This is a genomic window from Mycolicibacterium peregrinum (assembly GCF_001665625.1).
Taxonomy (GTDB): Bacteria; Actinomycetota; Actinomycetes; order Mycobacteriales; family Mycobacteriaceae; genus Mycobacterium; species Mycobacterium peregrinum_B.
The window spans coordinates 27,093-44,542 of sequence record NZ_LZSY01000021.1 but is presented as its reverse complement, the minus strand read 5'-3'; the positions used below and the strand labels follow the sequence as shown (position 1 = coordinate 44,542).

16 protein-coding genes are annotated in these 17,450 nt (G+C 66.9%); 7 read left to right on the top strand and 9 right to left on the bottom strand.

The window, feature by feature from the left end; genetic code table 11:
- Positions 1 to 17: 17 nt before the first annotated feature.
- The 4 genes from A5779_RS03235 to A5779_RS03220 form a co-directional block, all read right to left on the bottom strand.
- The gene (locus A5779_RS03235) at positions 18 to 383 is read right to left on the bottom strand and encodes a DoxX family protein (RefSeq protein WP_061264125.1); all 366 of its coding nucleotides are present in this window, start codon (positions 381 to 383) and stop codon (positions 18 to 20) included.
- Positions 380 to 1,054, bottom strand: coding sequence for a TetR/AcrR family transcriptional regulator (locus tag A5779_RS03230; protein WP_236734629.1), 675 nt, complete (start codon positions 1,052 to 1,054; stop codon positions 380 to 382). The genes A5779_RS03235 and A5779_RS03230 overlap by 4 nt, the downstream gene beginning before the upstream one ends.
- A 128-nt stretch (positions 1,055 to 1,182) precedes the next feature.
- The gene (locus A5779_RS03225) at positions 1,183 to 2,676 is read right to left on the bottom strand and encodes a flavin-containing monooxygenase (protein ID WP_064878879.1); all 1,494 of its coding nucleotides are present in this window, start codon (positions 2,674 to 2,676) and stop codon (positions 1,183 to 1,185) included.
- Between the two features lie 45 nt (positions 2,677 to 2,721).
- Positions 2,722 to 3,693 carry a TIGR03617 family F420-dependent LLM class oxidoreductase gene (locus A5779_RS03220; RefSeq protein WP_064879137.1) on the bottom strand — a complete coding sequence of 324 codons (972 nt, stop codon included), beginning with the start codon at positions 3,691 to 3,693 and terminating at the stop codon, positions 2,722 to 2,724.
- 27 nt (positions 3,694 to 3,720) lie between these two features.
- On the opposite strand from A5779_RS03220, the gene A5779_RS03215 reads away from it, so the two are divergent.
- On the top strand, positions 3,721 to 5,082 hold the full coding sequence (locus A5779_RS03215; protein WP_064878877.1) for a flavin monoamine oxidase family protein: 1,362 nt from the start codon (positions 3,721 to 3,723) through the stop codon (positions 5,080 to 5,082).
- Here the strand turns inward: A5779_RS03215 and A5779_RS03210 are convergent.
- Together A5779_RS03210 and A5779_RS03205 are read right to left on the bottom strand one after the other, a co-directional pair.
- The gene (locus A5779_RS03210) at positions 5,072 to 5,998 is read right to left on the bottom strand and encodes an alpha/beta fold hydrolase (RefSeq protein ID WP_064878876.1); all 927 of its coding nucleotides are present in this window, start codon (positions 5,996 to 5,998) and stop codon (positions 5,072 to 5,074) included. The two genes, A5779_RS03215 and A5779_RS03210, sit on opposite strands and share 11 nt — an antisense overlap.
- Positions 5,999 to 6,041: 43 nt before the next feature.
- Positions 6,042 to 7,139 (bottom strand): NAD(P)-dependent alcohol dehydrogenase, encoded by a 1,098-nt coding sequence (locus tag A5779_RS03205; protein WP_064878874.1) that lies wholly within the window; start codon positions 7,137 to 7,139, stop codon positions 6,042 to 6,044.
- Positions 7,140 to 7,208: 69 nt separating this feature from the next.
- Between A5779_RS03205 and A5779_RS03200 the strand changes: the two genes are divergently transcribed.
- On the top strand, positions 7,209 to 8,189 hold the full coding sequence (locus tag A5779_RS03200; protein ID WP_064878872.1) for an NADPH:quinone oxidoreductase family protein: 981 nt from the start codon (positions 7,209 to 7,211) through the stop codon (positions 8,187 to 8,189).
- Positions 8,190 to 8,228: 39 nt separating this feature from the next.
- Positions 8,229 to 8,651: a nitroreductase family deazaflavin-dependent oxidoreductase gene (locus A5779_RS03195; RefSeq protein ID WP_064878870.1), complete on the top strand. Its 423-nt coding sequence runs from the start codon at positions 8,229 to 8,231 to the stop codon at positions 8,649 to 8,651.
- Between the two features lie 3 nt (positions 8,652 to 8,654).
- Here A5779_RS03195 and A5779_RS03190 read toward each other — a convergent pair whose 3' ends face one another.
- The gene (locus A5779_RS03190) at positions 8,655 to 10,724 is read right to left on the bottom strand and encodes an acyltransferase family protein (RefSeq protein WP_064878868.1); all 2,070 of its coding nucleotides are present in this window, start codon (positions 10,722 to 10,724) and stop codon (positions 8,655 to 8,657) included.
- Positions 10,725 to 10,932: 208 nt separating this feature from the next.
- Between A5779_RS03190 and A5779_RS03185 the strand changes: the two genes are divergently transcribed.
- The 3 genes from A5779_RS03185 to A5779_RS03175 are packed head-to-tail and all read left to right on the top strand — an operon-like array spanning position 10,933 to position 14,758.
- Positions 10,933 to 12,138 (top strand): acyl-CoA dehydrogenase family protein, encoded by a 1,206-nt coding sequence (locus A5779_RS03185; RefSeq protein WP_064878866.1) that lies wholly within the window; start codon positions 10,933 to 10,935, stop codon positions 12,136 to 12,138.
- Complete coding sequence (locus tag A5779_RS03180) at positions 12,135 to 13,598, top strand: aldehyde dehydrogenase family protein (RefSeq protein WP_207549019.1); 1,464 nt, start codon at positions 12,135 to 12,137, stop codon at positions 13,596 to 13,598. The genes A5779_RS03185 and A5779_RS03180 overlap by 4 nt, the downstream gene beginning before the upstream one ends.
- Entirely contained in the window at positions 13,595 to 14,758 is a 1,164-nt protein-coding gene (locus A5779_RS03175) for a CaiB/BaiF CoA transferase family protein (RefSeq protein WP_413784888.1), read from the top strand. Before A5779_RS03180 ends, A5779_RS03175 begins: the two co-directional genes overlap by 4 nt.
- On the opposite strand, the gene A5779_RS03170 is transcribed toward A5779_RS03175, so the two are convergent.
- Entirely contained in the window at positions 14,718 to 16,214 is a 1,497-nt protein-coding gene (locus A5779_RS03170; RefSeq protein WP_064878860.1) for a PucR family transcriptional regulator, read from the bottom strand. The two genes, A5779_RS03175 and A5779_RS03170, sit on opposite strands and share 41 nt — an antisense overlap.
- A 243-nt stretch (positions 16,215 to 16,457) precedes the next feature.
- Between A5779_RS03170 and A5779_RS33400 the strand changes: the two genes are divergently transcribed.
- Complete coding sequence (locus A5779_RS33400; RefSeq protein ID WP_088304596.1) at positions 16,458 to 16,607, top strand: hypothetical protein; 150 nt, start codon at positions 16,458 to 16,460, stop codon at positions 16,605 to 16,607.
- A gap of 99 nt (positions 16,608 to 16,706) precedes the next feature.
- Here the strand turns inward: A5779_RS33400 and A5779_RS03165 are convergent, their stop codons facing one another.
- Positions 16,707 to 17,444 (bottom strand): SDR family oxidoreductase, encoded by a 738-nt coding sequence (locus A5779_RS03165; RefSeq protein ID WP_064878858.1) that lies wholly within the window; start codon positions 17,442 to 17,444, stop codon positions 16,707 to 16,709.
- Positions 17,445 to 17,450: the final 6 nt, after the last annotated feature.

Below are 17,450 nucleotides of genomic sequence, written 5' to 3'. Positions count from 1 at the left end.
GTGTCGGGCCGAAAGCCTCATGCCACGTATGAGACCACCAGTACGAAGGCTGAGAACAGGAGCATGCCCAGGCAATTGATCCAGAATTCCTGTTTCAGAAATCGGGCGCGGTAATGCGCATAGCAGGCGCACAGAAAATAGACGACAATTCCCACATTGGCCGAGAACGCCACGCCTGGATATTTGAGGCCGGCAATCAACCCGACGCCGGCAAGTAGTTTGACCACGATCAGCACCCACCACCAGTCACGAGGGAGTCCGACACCATCGAGGCATCCTTGGATAAATCGCGGCGGCTTGAGCGAGATCAGCGCGTCCCCGAGGATCACGATCGCCAGAATTGCGGTGAGCCACCACCAGTGCGGCGTGTCGATCACAATCATTCTCCTTGTCGGGTTGGTGCGATGACGCACTCGATGACGTCGCGTAGTTGGTCGGGCACCGACCGGTGTCCCAATGCCTGGTTGTTGCCGCTGAGCACAATGCCCAGGTATGCGAAATAGATGGTGCGAGCGTTGCGCGCGGCATCAGACTCGCCGACACCGACGTGCAGCAGAGCCGATTCGATTTCGCCCACCAGGATTTCTGCCAGATCACCAAAGATGCTCGAAGTGTGAACTCCGCGAACAATGATCGACGCATACCGGCGTGAGAGGGCTGGATCTTCGGCGAAGTAGGTCAGGAACGGTTCGAACAGTTTGGCAATCGCCTTCGGTGCATTCGCGTGAGATGGCCTTCGGGTGAGACCTTTTCGGTTGGCGTGCACCGCTGCGATCCGGTCGTCGAACACTGCCACCAACAAGCCGTCTTTGTCTCCGACGCTCATCACGGTCCCGCTGCTTACTCCGGCATCGGTTGCGATCTGCCGAACAGTCGTCGATTCGAAGCCTTGCTCGCGGAACAGCTTTTCAGCGGTCGCCAAAACCTTGCGCTGGGTGGCATCTCGCTGTTCGGCCCTTGACTGAACATGTTCAGTGAACATGTTCAGGAGGTTGCCACCTCGTCTGGGCTGTGTCAAGGACGAGTTTGTCCGAACAGTGGAAAGGCGGCGCACCAGGCATACTGCTGGCGCGGTGCGGGCTGCGGCTGGAACCGTTTGTCCTGCGCATTCACGTGACGATCGTGCGCAAACCGCTGACGAAATAGGGCGTGTCTGGCAGCAGACACGCCCGCTCGCGGTGCTTAGGAGGCCACCGACTCGGCGGCGGGGGCGCGGCCGAAGACCATCGACTCGTCGATGCGGTCGAAGCGGTGGTCGATGGCATCCAGCACGTAGTTGTGCCGCACGTGCCACGGCCGCTTGGTACCCGAACGCGGCAGTGCATGCTCGGAACGCTGGATGTAGCCGGCCTCCAGATCCCAGGTCCGCTTCTCCGGCATCGGCGCCGCACCCTTGTGCGGATAGGCGTGGGTGTAGCCGTGAGCGCCCATGTAGGCCAACAGGTTTGCGAACGCCCGCGCGGTCATGTCGGCCCGCAGCGTCCACGACGCGTTCGTGTAGCCGATGCACCAAGCCAGGTTCGGGACATCCTCGAGCAGGAACTCCTTGTAGACATACCGCTCGGTCGGCTTGACCTCGTGACCGTCCAGCGACAGTTGAATGCCGCCGAGGGCCTGCAGTTGCAGGCCGGTCGCCGTGACGATCACGTCGGCGTCCACCCGCCCGCCCGACTTCAACACGATGCCCGCGGCGTCGATGTGGTCGATGTGATCGGTGACGACATCGACCCGTCCGTCGCTGATGTGCTCGAACAGGTCCCCGTCGAGCACGAGGCACAACCGTTGATCCCACGGCTTGTATCGCGGCTTGAAATGCACGTCGACGGGATACCCCTCGGGCAGCAGGGCCACCGTCCGGCTGCGCAGGAACCGCCGACCGAGGTCGGGTGCCTTACGGAAGAAGAAGTAGCTCAGCACGTGGATCATCGCGTTGCGGAACCGCACGATCTGATGAGATAGCTTGCGCGGCAGAAACTTACGGATCGCCTGCACCGAGGGAACGATGCGGTCCGCCGACACCATGTAGGTCGGTGAGCGCTGGAGCATCGTCACGTGCGAGGCCTGCTGCGCCAGCGCGGGCACCAGACTGACCGCGGTGGCCCCGCTGCCGATCACCACGACGCGCTTGCCCGAGTAATCCAGTGACTCGGGCCAGAACTGCGGGTGCACGACGTCGCCACCGAACGTCTCGATTCCGGGGAACTCCGGGGTGTAGGGCTCGTCGTAGTTGTAGTAGCCGGTGCCGCAGAACAGGTACCGGCACCGGAAGGTCGCGGCCTGGCCGTCCTGCTCGGCGTGCACCGTCCAGGTGTCGGTGTCCGAATCCCAATCCGCCGACAGCACACGGGTGTTGAACCGGATATGGCGGTCGATTCCATGTTCCCGGGCGGTCTCGGTCAGGTAGTCGCGAATATCGCTGCCATCGGCGACGTTCTCGGGCCGGGTCCAGGGTTGATACGGAAAGCTCAGCGTGAAGATGTCGCTGTCCGAGCGGATCCCCGGATACCGGAACAGGTCCCAGGTGCCGCCGATCCGCGCTCGGCGTTCCAGCACGGTGTAGGTCAGCCCGGGACTCTTCTCGTGGACACGATAGGCCGCGCCCAACCCCGAGATCCCGGCCCCGATGATGAGCACATCCGAATAGTCCGGATCCGCCGCATGGCGATCACCGCCCATGGCGAACCTCCTTTGGTCCCGACGAGTACCACCCACCCTAGGCGTTCAGTCGCGCAGCGCGTCGACGATCTGGGCAAGCGATTCCACCGCGATCGGGCCGGGTTGGTACAGGCAGATCCGGTCGGACACCCCGGCCACGCGGTCGCGGATGTGAGCGGCGACATCGGCGGGGCTACCGCATGCCGCGATGGTGTGCAGCACCTCGTCGTCGATCAGCGAACCCATCTCCTGCCAGCGGCCCTGCTTGGACAGCGCGTTGAGTTCCGGCTGCAGGTCACCCCAGCCGTGAACGTCCAGCACCGGGCGATAGGCCGGGGTCGAACCGTAGAAGGCCAGCAGCCGTCGCGTCGCGTCGTGATCGTCCCCTACAGACACGATGATCTCCGGGACGATCGCCAGCTCCCCCGCGTCACGTCCGGCGGCGGCGAGCCCGTCACGCACCGCGGGCAACGTCGCCTCGTGCAGGAACCGCTTCGACCCGAACGGCATGACCAGCAGGCCGTCGGCGAACTGCGCGGTGGCCCGGGTGAGCCGCGGGCCCAGCGCGCCGACATAGATGGGCGGCGGACCGTACGGGTTGTCCCGCGGGGTGAACGTGGGTGTCATCAACGTGTGCCGGTAGTAGTCGCCTCGAAAGTCGAGCCGCTCCCCGGTGTCCCAGGCAGCGAAGATCGCCCGCAACGCCGCGACGAACTCTGACATCCGGGCCACCGGCCGGTCGAAGTCCGCGCCGAACCGCTTCTCGATCTGCGTCCGGATCTGCGTACCGAGCCCGAGCGTGAACCTTCCACCGGACAGGATCTGGTGGTCGATGGCCTGGTGTGCCAGGTGAATCGGGTTACGGGGAAACGCAATTGCCACATTCGTCATCAGGTCGAGATCCCCGACCGTGGAGGCGAGCGTCAACGGGGTGAATACATCGTGGGGTCCCTCGAAGGTGAACACCCCACTGGCACCGGCCTCGCGCAGGGCCGCAGCCCGACCCATTGCGTCGCGCGGCCCGAACAACGCTGTCATGACCTTCACGCGTGAGAGCCTAGACAGGTGAGCATCCCAACGAGCACCGACGTCGTCGTCGTGGGTGCCGGCTTCGCCGGCCTGTCCGCTGCCCGCGCCCTGACCAGGCTCGGACACGAGGTGGTGGTGCTCGAGGGGCGCGACCGGGTGGGCGGACGATCGTCGACCACCACGATCGCCGGGGTGCCGGTCGACCTGGGCGGCACGTTCGTCGGCCCCACCCAGGACGCGGTGCTGGCGCTGGCCGACGATCTCGGGTGCCGCACCGTGCCCACCTACGACCGCGGCAAGAACCTGATTCTCTGGCATGGCCGGGTCCGGGCCTACCGCAGCACGATCCCGCGGCTGTCGATGTTGGAACTGTTCGACGTATCCCGCATCCAGTGGCGCTTCGAACGGCTCTGCCGGCTCATCCGGGTCAATGAGCCGTGGAAGAGTTCGAACGCCGAGAAGCTTGACGAGCTCACACTGGAGCAGTGGCTGCGCTCGGCCGGGGCCAACGCCTCGACGCGCAACCTCATGGCCATCATGTCCCGAGTCACGTGGGGCGCCGAGCCCGATGAGGTATCGATGCTGCACGCCGCCCGCTACGTCAAGGCCGCCGGCGGGCTCGACCGCATGCTCGACGTCCGTGGCGGCGCCCAACAGGACCGGTTTCCCGGCGGCACCCAGCAGATCGCGTCGAAGATGGCCGAGGAACTCGGAGATCGGGTGGTGCTCGATGCCCCGGTGGACCGCATCGAACGCCACGGGGACGGCACCGTCGCGGTGACCTGTCCCTCCGGCGCGGTGCAGGCACGTGCGGTGATCGTGGCGATCCCGCCGCAGCACCGGACCGGGATCGAGTTCAGCCCGGCGCTGCCCAAGCCGTATACCGACCTGGCCGCGAACTGGCCGCAGGGCAACCTCAGCAAGGCATATGCCGCCTATGAACAACCGTTCTGGCGCACCAACGGGTGCTCAGGCGAGGCATTGTCCGACGAGGGCCCCGTTTTCATCACCTTCGATGTGAGCCCGGCCGACGGCAGTTCCGGCGGCCCCGGAATCCTGCTCGGTTTCACCGACGCCCGCACCTTCGACCGGTTGTCACCCCCAGAGCGGCGCGAGCAGGCCCTGTCCGGGTTCGCCACCCTGTTCGGCGACGCGGCCCGACAACCGATCGATTACGTAGACCACTGTTGGAGCGCAGAACAATTCGCACCGGGTGGGCCCACCGCGGCGGTGCCGCCGGGATCGTGGACCCAGTACGGCAGGTGGCTGCGAGAACCGGTGGACGCGATCCACTGGGCCGGCACCGAAACCGCGAATGAGTGGACCGGATTTCTCGACGGAGCGGTCCGGTCCGGTCAGCGTGCGGCCGCCGAAGTCGCGGGCCGCCTTACTGATTGACCGCCTGCTGCGACACTGCCGATTCGGCCAGTGCCCGCAACTGGGCGTTCACCTGCGACGGGCATTCCAGGATGGCGCAGTGCCCACCAGGCATCTCGACGAAGGCATGCAGGTTGGGGGCGTCGTCGGCGATCCGGCGGGCGGCGTTGATGGGCAGCAAGCGGTCCTTGGAGCTGCCGATCACCAGCGTGGGCACCGACAGGTTCTGCAGCGAGATATGTTGTGGGCCCAGCCCGTTCACCAGCGTGCGGGCCCAGCCACCGCGTCCGGCGGCCGGAGTCTCGGCGAACAGTTGATAGATGAACTCAGCGACCGACGGGTCGGCGTCACGGCCCACCGCCAGACGGGCGACGAAACGTTTGTTGGGACGCTCGATGATCCGCGGCATCCGCGTACCGCCGAAGGTCCGGATCGCCGTACCTGCCGCCCGAACCCGCGTCGACGCCAGCGGGGCCGGAACCCTCAACAGCTTCACATCGCGCACCAGGTCTCCGGTGGTGGTGTTGATCAGCGCGACGGCGTCGGCACGGGCGGGCACCCGGGCCGGATAGCGTTGCGACCATGAAGTGATCGCGATACCGCCCATCGAATGCCCGGCGACAACGGCACGTTCACCGGGCCTCAGCGTGGCGTCCAGCACCGCGTCGAGATCGGCGGCGAGGTGGTTGAGGCTGTAGCGGTGATGCCCGCGCGGGGTCTCGCTGTGGCCGTGTCCGCGATGGTCGTAGGCGATGACGCGGAAGTCCGCGGCCAGATCGGCGATCTGGTGCGCCCAGACGCCGATGGCACACGTGATGCCGTGAGCCAGCACGATCGGGTAGCCGTCCTCGGGTCCGAACACCTCGGCGTGCAGCCGCACGCCGTCGACGGCGCGCACCTCGACAGTGCGTCCCGGTGGTAGCTGGGGAAGGGTCATGATGCTCCGATCGTTGGCGTCGTTGCCGGGTGAAACAGAGGGATTACGAGCCTACCGCTTGGGTGATCAGGACGGGTTTTACCACGTCAGCGGACTTTGCGGCAGCCCACGCGCGGCCGAAGTCGTCGAAGGGGTAGCGGCTGACGAACTTGTCGAGCGGTAGTTCGCCACGGCGGTACAGATCGACCAGGCGCGGGATGAAGGTCTGCGGTTCGCTGTCACCCTCGACCACGCCGCGTACGCTCAGCCCCTTGCCCATGATCGCGGCGACCGGCAGTTCGGCCGTCAACGCGCCGAGGCCCAGTAGCGCCAGGGTGCCGCGCTCACGCAACACCGTGATTGCTGTCATGAGGACATCTGGGCGCGCGGTGGTGTCGACTGCCGCGGCCGCTCCCCCGGTCAGCTCGAGCACAGCTGCGGCCACGTCGCCGCCGGCGGTCGGATCGATCGTGGCGGTGGCACCCAACTCGGTTGCCAGCGAACGTCGTTCGGCGATCGGGTCGACAGCGACGACGGCCCGGCAGCCCGCGATGCGGGCGCCCATGACCGCGGAGAGCCCCACCGCTCCGGCCCCGAACACCACAAGTGCATCCGTGGGTTGCGGCGCAAGCACATTGAGCACGGCACCCACCCCGGTCTGCACGCTGCAGCCCAGGGGGGCCGCCAGCGCGGGGTCGATCGGCTCGGGCAGCACCACAGCGTTTCGGCTGCCGGCGATCGCATACGTGCAGAAACTGGACTGACCGAAGAAGCCGCCCCCGATGGGGACCCCGTCGGCGTGCAGCGCACTGGACTCTCCGCGGGTGCCGCGCATGTTCAGGTCGGTGGAACGCTCGCAGTAGGCCGGGGTGTCCGCCTGACAGTTGGAGCAGGCACCGCAGCTGGCGAAGGTGAGGACGACCTGGTCCCCCACGCCGGGTACGGCATTCGGTCCGACCTCGATGACCGTGCCTGCACCTTCGTGACCGAACACCATCGGCAGTTTGCGAAACCGTGCCGCGACACTCACATCGGTGTGGCAGATGCCCACCGCGTCGATGCGAACCAGCACTTCGTCGCCGCGGGGTGGACGAATCTGCACGTCGGTGAGCTGGGGATCGGCTCCGGCGTCGAGCACCACCGCAGCGCGGGCGTTGAGCATCCGGTGATGCTAAGCCACGCACTTGACACCTGTCACAATTGGCTGGCGACCCACCAGAAGGAGACAACGATGCGTGCAGCACAGATCACCCGACTCGACGGTCCGGACGCAGTGCGGGTGGCCGAGGTGGAGGAGCCCTCCAGCGCCGAGGGCGCCGAGCAGGTCGTGATCGACGTCCACGCCGCGGGCGTTGCCTTCCCCGACGCCCTGCTCACCCGTGGTCTCTACCAGTACAAGCCTGAGCTTCCGTTCACCCCGGGTGCCGAGATCGCCGGTGTGGTGCGCAGCGCCCCGGCCGATGCCCATGTCGCTGCCGGCGACCGCGTGCTCGGCCTGACCATGCTGTCGGGCGGCATGGCCGAAGTCGTCGCCTTGCCCGCCGAGCGCGTGTTCCCGCTGCCGGACGCCGTGTCGTTCGAGGCCGGCGCCGGCATCCTGTTCAACGACCTGACCGTCCAGTTCGCCCTGCGCACCCGCGGCCGGCTGGCCGAGGGTGAGACCGTCCTGGTGCACGGTGCGGCCGGTGGCATCGGCACCTCGGCGCTGCGACTGGCCCCGGCACTCGGAGCCGCACGCACCATCGCGGTGGTGTCCACCGAGGAGAAGGCCGAGATCGCCAGGGCCGCAGGCGCTTCCGACGTGGTGCTCGCCGACGGGTTCCGCGACGCGGTGAAGGAAATCACCGGCGGGCGGGGCGTGGATGTCGTGGTCGACCCGGTCGGCGGGGATCGCTTCACCGACTCGCTGCGATCACTGGCCGTGGGCGGACGGCTCCTCGTCATCGGGTTCACCGGCGGTGAGATCCCCACGGTCAAGGTCAATCGCCTGTTGCTCAACAACGTCGACGTGGTCGGCGCGGGCTGGGGCGCCTGGACCTTCTCCCATCCCGGCTACCTGCAGGAGCAGTGGGCCGAACTGCAGCCGCTGCTGGCCTCCGGCGTGGTGCCTGCACCACAGCCCGAGGTGTTTCCACTGGAGCAGGCCGCGCAGGCCATCGCGTCGCTGGAAAACCGCAACGCCAAGGGCAAGGTGGTGCTGAAGCTGCGGTGACCCGGGAATAACAACGCCGGTGTCGGTGTTGCGGGGGGCGTGAGTGAACATGCCGAACTGAGCCCGACCGACTGGGTACGCGACCAGACCCAACGCATCCTGGAACAAGGCACCACCGAGGGCGTCGAGGTGCTCGACCGCCCCATCGTGCTGTTCACGACGACGGGCGCCAAGTCCGGCAAGAAGCGGTACGTACCGCTGATGCGCGTGGAAGAGAACGGCCGCTACGCGATGGTGGCCTCCAAGGGTGGCGCGCCGGAGCATCCGTCGTGGTACTTCAACGTCAAGGCCCACCCCGCCGTGACGGTGCAGGACGGCGACAAGACGGTCTCGCTGACCGCCCGCGAGATCTCCGGTGACGAGCGTGAACACTGGTGGAAGCTCGCCGTCGAGGCCTACCCGCCCTACGCCGAATACCAGACCAAGACCGACCGACAGATTCCGGTCTTCATCGTCGAATGACGACTACCACCATCCGAGGGCGTCGGACATCTGCCGGGCCAACTCGGTGGTGAGTGTGCGCACGTAAGTCGCCGACAGGTGGTGGGCATCGTGGTACACCAACACGTTGCCCTCCACGGCGCGGCAGATCGTCGGCCGGCACACCGCATCGGTGAGGTCGAGAACCTTCATCAGCGGATAGTCGGCCAGGTAATCGAGGGTCGGATTGCGTTGCGCCAGGGCTTCGTTGCGCGGCACCCCGCAAGACTCGAAGTCACCCCCCTTGGACAGACAGTCCACCGGCGAGAAGAACCAGCCGTCACGGAGCATCCACGGCGTGTCACGCATGCCGAGCATCGGAATTCCATTGGCGGACAACTCATCCCATATGCCCAGATAGTAATCGGGCACATAGTCGCCCGGGCCGTTGAGGATCGGGCGCGTCGAGGTGAAGAACACGTAGTCCGGCCGGTCGGCGATGATCTGCGCCAAGGCGTTGTCCGACCACGTCCGACAGGACGGATATTTCTCGAACGACCCCGCGATGATCGGCACGGGTTTGGTGGTCAGCGGGCAGCCGAACTTCAGGTAGGTGGTCACCTTGACGCCGTGTTGGCGTCCGATCTGATGTAGCGCCGTCAGCCAGTGCTCGGAATGCGACCCGCCCGCCAACGCGATGGTGTGGGCGCCGTCGGGATCTCCGTACACGCAGCTGACGACCTCACCACCGGTGAATCCCGTGACGCAATGGTCGATCGACGACGGCGGGATGTCGTCGTCGGCCTCCAGCGCGCTCGGGCGCATCGGCAGTTTGGCGACCCGGTGATTCTCGGTGAGCGCGAGCGCGCCCGGGTAGTCCCGGATCGACAGCATGCCCAGTTCCGCGCCGCTGGCCCGGGCGAGGGCGACATGTCCGCGCCACATCAGCGACGACGCCACGAGCATCACCGTCACCAGCAGAACCGCGGCACCCGGCACGGCCCAGGTGCGGGCTAGCCGATACCACCGGGCTTGCCATTGCGCCCTGGTCGACCACGCGGTGAGCCAGGCGATCAGCACCGCGGCCAGAGCGACAGCGGCGCCATCGACCATGCCGACCGCATCGTCATTGATGAAGGCCAGCCAAAAGATCAACAACGGCCAGTGCCACAGGTACAGCGGGTAGGCCATCGATCCGAGCGCGACCAACGGGCCGCTGCGCAGGATTTCGTTCGCCCTCGGCGGCATCGCCTGAGCTGCGCTCACTATCACCAGCACGGTCGCCGCCACCGGAATCAACGCCCAGGCTCCCGGGGACTGCACCGTCCGGTCAGTGAGCACACCGCACACCAGGATCGCCGCCAGACCGGCTGCGGCCACACCGGCGCGCAGCCAACCCGGCCACCGGAGGCGACCCACCGGCACGGCCACGAGGGCGGCCGCGAGAACCCCGGCCAACACCTCCCAGGCCCGGGCGAAGGTGCTGTAGTAGGCGAGCATCGGGCTGTCCGACTGCGTCGTAACCGCGTAGTACAGCGAGGCCACCAGTGCGACAGCGGACACCCCGACCAGGATTGTGGGTCGTGCGGTGCGTCCGCGGCGCGCCGTCACCGCCATGACCACCCCGGCGAGCACAACGAACGCCAGCGTGAACTGGCCCAGCATCGAGAGCGCCCACAGATGGTGCAGCGGGGTCACCGTCTCGCCCGCCTGCACATAGTCGTCCGCCGAGCCAAGCAACTGCCAATTCTGGTAGAAGCCCAGGCTGGCCAGGGTCTGATCCGCGAAGGCCTCCCACCTGGTCTCCGGCTGGACGAGCACCGTCAGCACCGCACACACGGCCAGCACGAGAACCAACGGCGGCACCACCCTGCGCGCCACCCGGCCCATCTCTGCGGCCAGCGTCCCGGGGCTCGTCAGGCTGCGCAGGACGCGACCACCGATGAAGAAGCCGGTCAGAACCAGCAGGACATCCAGCCCGCCGCAGGCCCGCCCGAACCAGAAATGGCAGATGACGACCATCACGATGGCCACACCACTCAACCCGATCAGGTCATCACGAACCCGCCGCGGAACGGAGGGAACGAGAACCGGATCGCCAACAATCACCTGCACGCTGAACTTTCCCTGGGCTGTCTTCGCCGGTCACTGACGACGGAACACCCTGGGGCCACGCCGTTCGCCGCACCGAGCATAGGCCACCCAACCGGGTGGTCAGGCCCGGCGACCGGGCATCCGAATGCTCCCCATCGGACAGGTAGCACGCCCCTGTTGTACGAATCGGCCATAGGCATGTGTGCGTGGGCAAATCTAGCCTTGAGTCATGACCGCCACCGCCACACCGGCCGCCAAGAAGTCCACCTACCGGCCGCTGGAGCTGTTCGACACCGACCGGTTGCTCGACGACGACGAACGCGAGATCGCCGCGACCGTGCGCAAGTTTGTCGATACTCGCCTACGGCCCAACGTGGGCGAATGGTTCGAATCGGCCACCCTGCCCCGGGAGCTGGCCAAGGAGTTCGGCAAGCTCGGCGTTCTCGGCATGCACCTGCAGGGCTACGGCTGCGCGGGCACCAACGCCGTCAGCTACGGATTGGCCTGTATGGAGCTCGAGGCCGGCGACAGCGGGTTCCGCAGCTTCGTCTCCGTCCAGGGCTCGCTGTCGATGTTCTCCATCTACCGCTACGGCTCGGAGGAACAGAAGAACGAATGGCTGCCCCGGCTGGCCGCCGGTGATGCGATCGGCTGCTTCGGCCTGACCGAACCCGACTTCGGTTCCAACCCCGCCGGCATGCGCACCCGCGCCCGCCGCGACGGAAGCGACTGGGTGCTCAACGGCACCAAGATGTGGATCACCAACGGCAACCTCGCCGATGTGGCCACCGTGTGGGCCAGAACGGGGAACGGCGACAGAGATATCAGTGGCTTCCTGGTGCCCACCGACACCCCGGGCTTCACCGCCAACGAGATTCACCGCAAGCTCTCCCTGCGTGCCTCGGTCACCTCCGAGCTCGTGCTGGACAACGTCCGGCTGCCGGGCTCGGCGCAGCTGCCGCTGGCCGAAGGACTGTCGGCCCCGCTGTCGTGCCTGAACGAGGCCCGGTTCGGCATCGTGTTCGGCTCGCTCGGTGCGGCCCGCGACAGCCTGGAGACCGCGATCGACTATGCCGGCTCGCGCGAGGTGTTCGACAAGCCACTGACCAGCTACCAGCTCACCCAGGAAAAGCTGGCGAACATGACCGTCGAACTCGGCAAGGGGATGCTGCTGGCAATCCACCTGGGCCGCATCAAGGATGCCGAAGAGGTGCGGCCAGAGCAGATCAGCCTGGGCAAGCTCAACAACGTCCGCGAAGCACTGGCCATCGCCCGTGAATGCCGGACCCTGTTGGGCGGCAGCGGCATCACCCTCGAATACTCACCGCTGCGCCACGCCAACAATCTCGAGTCCGTCCTCACCTACGAGGGCACCTCCGAGATGCACCTGCTGTCGATCGGCAAGGCCCTGACCGGGCAGGCGGCCTTCCGCTGATGACCGCTGCCATCGAGCACCTGATCGGCGGACAGTGGCTACCCGGCACCGGCGACACGCTGCTCAGTGTGAACCCGGCACAACCGAGTCTGGTTGTGGCCCAGGGCAGTAATGCCCGCACATCCGACGTCGACGCCGCGGTGCGTGCCGCTGGCGAGGCTGCCGCGTCCTGGGCCGCCACCCCGATGCATCAGCGCGGTACGGTGCTGCTGAGCACGGCGGACATCGTCGACCGCAACGCCGAGGCGTGGGGCATGGAGCTGGCCCGCGAGGAAGGCAAGACGAAAGCCGAAGGCATCGGCGAGGTTCGGCGGGCCGCGCAGATCCTGCGCTACTACGGCAACGAGGGCGACCGGCAGGCGGGCGAGATCTACGCCTCGCCCCGGACCGGTGAACAGATCCTCATCACCCGCAAACCGCTCGGCGTGGTCGGGGTGATCACCCCGTTCAACTTCCCCATCGCCATTCCGGCCTGGAAGATCGCGCCCGCATTGATCTACGGCAACACCGTCGTGTGGAAACCCGCGAGCACCGTTCCGCTGCTGGCGATCCGGCTCGCGCAGGCGCTGACCGAGGCCGGCCTACCCTCCGGCGTGCTCAACCTGCTGATCGGCGGATCCGACATCGGCAACGCCATCGTCGACCACCCAGGCATCGACGGCATCACGTTCACCGGTTCCACCGGGGTCGGGCGGCGAATCGCCGCGGCCGCGGCGGCGCGCGGAGTCCCCGCGCAAGCCGAAATGGGCGGTAAAAACGCCGCCGTCGTGCTCGACGACGCCGATGTCGAACTGGCCCTTGAGCAGGTGATGCTCGGGGCGTTCCGCTCTACCGGGCAGAAATGCACGGCCACGTCCCGCCTGATCGTCACCGACGGGATCGCCGACGAGTTCCTGGCCGCACTGGCCGAGCGCGCGGCGGCCCTGGCCGTCGGGGACCCCACCGACGACGCGACCCAGATGGGACCTGTCGTCAATGACGCTGCACACCGGTCCATTTCGGCGGGGATTCAGGCCGCTGCCGCGCAGGGCGCCACGGTGTTGACCGGCGGTACCCCCTACTCGGAAGGACCACTGACCGAGGGCTACTTCATCCCGCCAACCGTCGTCGACCTCAACGGTCAAGCCGCCGACGTATGGACCGACGAATTGTTCGGACCGGTCCTCGCCGTCAAGCGGGCCGCCGATGCCGACGCCGCGTTCAGCCTTGCCAATGACAGCGAGTTCGGGCTCTCGGCAGCGGTTTTCACCCAGGATCTGACCCGCGCACTGCAGGCTGTCGAGCAGATCGACGTCGGCGTGCTGCACGTCAACTCCGAGTCGGCCGGCGCCGATCCGCACGTACCGTTCGGCGGGGCCAAGAAGAGCGGGCTCGGCCCCAAGGAGCAGGGCGGCGCCGCACGGGAATTCTTCACCCACACCACGACGGTGTACCTGCGGGGCGGGCGGCCGGGAGCATGAGCGTGAGGATGGGCGCCCTCGACGGAATCGTCGTCGTCGATTTCAGCCGCGTGCTGGCCGGGCCGTACGCGACCATGATGCTCGGCGACTTCGGCGCCGACGTGATCAAGATCGAACGCCCGGGCACCGGCGACGACACCCGGGCGTGGGGCCCGCCCTACGATTCATCTGGCATGGCAACGTATTTCAACGCCGTCAACCGCAACAAGCGTTCAGTGGCACTCGACCTGTCCGACCCGGACGGCCGGGAGCACGCCCGCTCCCTGGTGGCCCGGGCCGACATCGTGGTGGAGAACTTCCGGCCGGGGACCATGGAGAAACTCGGTCTGGGCTACGAGGATCTGCGGGTGGTCCGTCCCGACCTGATCTATTGCTCGATCACCGGATTCGGCCGCGACGGCGGCGCCGCGCTGCCGGGCTACGACCTGCTGGTGCAGGCGGTCGGCGGGTTGATGAGCGTCACCGGAACCGAACCGGGCGATCCGACCAAGGCCGGCGTGGCCCTGGTCGATGTGCTGGCCGGCCTGCACGCGCTGAGCGGAATCCTGGCGGCGCTGGCGCACCGCGACCGCTCCGGGGTCGGACAGCGCGTCGACACCAACCTGTTCTCGGTGTTGTTGTCCTCCATGGTCAATCAGGCCTCCGGATACCTGGGGGCCGGCGCAGTGCCGCAGATCATGGGCAATCGCCATCCGAGTATCGCGCCGTACCAGACGTTCGACACCGCCGACCGGCCCATCGCGGTCGCCGTCGGCAACGACAAACAGTTCCGGTCCTTCGCCGCCGCCATCGGCGAACCACAGCTGGCCAAGGACCCCCGGTTCGCTACCAATCCGGACCGGGTCGCCCACCGGGATGCGTTGTGCGCCATCATCGAAACCGAGTTGAAGAGACACGGCGCCGATCACTGGTACGCGGTGCTGACCGCCGCGAGCGTGCCGGCCGGCCCGATCAGCGATCTGTCGGAGGCATTCGCGTTCGCCCGCCGACTCGGCTTGGAAGCAACCGTGCCGGTACCAGGGACACCGACACCTCAAGTGGCCAACCCGATCACCTTGTCGGCCACCCCGGTCACCTACCGAAGTGGACCACCAAGCCTGGGCTCCGACGACGACACGCTCAGCCCGGCCGGCGAGACGCCAGCAGCTGCCAGGCCTTGAGCCCCAGCCACAACTGTGCCCGGGTATCGGCCGATTCAAGGTCGTCACCCAGCAATTGGGAGATTCGCCGCATCCGGTTGCGCATGGTGTGGCGATGCACCGCAAGCTCAGCGGCCGCCGCCTCCATCTGACCGTTGCGACCGAGGAAGGCCGCCAGGGTGGGGATCAGATCCTCCCCACCCGCCAGCGCATCCAATGGTGCTGCCAACACCCGCAATTCGGCCGTGCTCCGGCCCTCGAGCAGCACACCCATCGGGCTGAGTTCACCGAATTCGGTGAACCGCTCCCTGCCCGAATTCGCCGCGATGCGGGCCTGCTCCAAGGCCGTGGACAGATCGGTCGGCCCGACAGGCCGGCTCATCCCGCCACCGACCGTGATACCCGTCTGTTGCTCGAGTTCCTCGATCACCGAGCGGATGCGGCGTCGGCTCCCGGTCGCCGGAACGATGATCACGATCTCGTCACCCATCGGGGCCATCAGAAACGATGTCAGCACCCGTCCCAGCACGTGCTGCGCGGCCAGCAGCGGGCCCGCACCGGTGAACGACGCCACCACGATGTCATCGTCGGGCTCAAAACCGAAGTAGCGCAACACCGCACCGTCGACAGCTCCCGTGCCGGAAATCATCTCGCGGGCCACCGCGGTCCGCAGCAGCTGTTCGGCGTCGACCACCCGGGCCGGTTTCTCGATCGCGATCGAGATCAGCGACACGGCATGGGCGACCAGGAGCCGGTCGGCGTTGGACATCGGATCGGACGTGCGTATCGCAAGCCGGCCGCGAACGGGCTGGGCGGCCCGCAGATTCTGGATGGTGACATAGGCATCCCCGTCAGCGGTGACATGGGTGCCGCCGTGCCGATGCGCGGGCTGAACCTGCTCTCCGAGCACGACGATCAGCCGCTCCTGGTCGTCACCCCCGGCCGCCAGCACGGTGCCGTCGTTGTCCACCACGACAACGGTCGCGGACAGACGATCCGCCAAAGCGTCGACCACCCCGGGAATGCCGCCCCGCAGTGTCGCCCGGGCCAGTACCTCCTGATCGTCGACCACGCGCTGCACCGAGCGCAGTTCATCGGCCTTGAGCGCGTCGATCACCGCCCTGGCGATCGCGATGAACGGCGTCGAGGCGGGCACTTCGAGCACGGGAATCCCCAACTGATCTCCGGCGGCACGTACCGCCGGCGGGATGTCGGCAATCATGGTGCCGGTGTCGACGGCGAGTGCCGCGGTCCCGGCCGCGGCCAGGCGTGCCACGTAGGCGAATTGCGCGTCGGCGTCGGCTCCGATGTTGATGCCGGTCGTCATGACCAACTCGCCCCCGGCCAGATACGGAGCCGGGTCGGGCAACTCGATGGCATGCGCCCACGCGATCTCGCGGTCAGCGCCGCGCGCTCCGGCCACCAGGACCAGACCGAGACTGTCGACCTCGGTCAGATCTCGCACGGTGAGTGCCACAGGAGAAGTCTTACTCCTTTTCCGCAGTCGGCGGCATCACCTGGACGCCTGACTGTGACTGCGCCCACTCCGCTGCGACGAAACTGTTTGAGCTGTAGCGAAACTCACACTCTAAGAATTGCTTTTAGACAGCCGCTGCGAGGAGCATGGGAGATGTCCAGTTCGCTCGGGCGATCCCCGAGGTGTGGACGTCAACAAACAACGAGTACCCGTGATCCGGGGCACTTTCGAGGAGTGAGAAGTATGTCCTTCGCACAGTTTCGCGCAAACCAGAAGCGCGCCAACATGCGGCGCCGCCTCTATGCGCGGATCAACGAACTGCCGAATTCGTCGGTTCGCGAAGAGTTGATCGCAGTAGTTCAGCGGCACGAGCTTCAGGATGCAGATCACTGAGATGACGATTCCGCTGTACAGAGCCGGTGGCCCGAAGGCCTCCGGCTCTGTTGTTTTTCGGCGGTTGGCGATCGCCGGTTGATCTCGGGGTCTGTTCCCTCAGCCGCGGCCGAAGTACGGCATGGACCGCGCCATGACCGTCAGCGTCGGCACCGACACCTCCAGGGGCAGATCGATCAGGTGCGCCACGGCGCGGGCCACATGCCCGACGTCGAAAGTCGGTTCAGCTGCGAGACTTCCGTCGGCCTGCAGGGTCTGGTGACTGAATCCCGCAGTCATGTCGGTCGCGGCATTGCCGATGTCGATCTGGGTGACGCAGATGTCGATATCGCGAAGGTCCAACAACATTGATGCGGTCAGCCCACTCATCGCGTGTTTCGTGACGGTGTAGGCCAGGCTTTTGGGGCGGGGCCGGTGTGCCGAGATCGATCCGTTGTTGATGATGCGCCCGCCGCGGGGCAGCTGGGCGGCCATGACTCGAGCGGCTTCCCGTGCACAGAACACCGCGCCGTCGACGTTGGTGCGCCAAGTGTCGTGCCACTGCTGGTCGGCGAGGTCGGCGATCGACGCCGACGGCCCGAACACCCCTGCGTTGTTGAACAACACATCCACGCGCCCGAATGTCGACACCGCGTCGGCGAACAACGCCTGCACCGAGGCTGAATCCGTGACGTCGGTCGGCACGATGCGGGCGTTGGGATTCCCGCCTCCCACCTCGGCCAGCGGCTCGGCGCGGCGGCCGGCCAGCGCCACCTGATGTCCGGCGTCCAGCAGAACCCGGGCCGTCGCGCGGCCGATACCACTACCCGCGCCCGTGATGACCACGACTTTGCCCATGCGCCC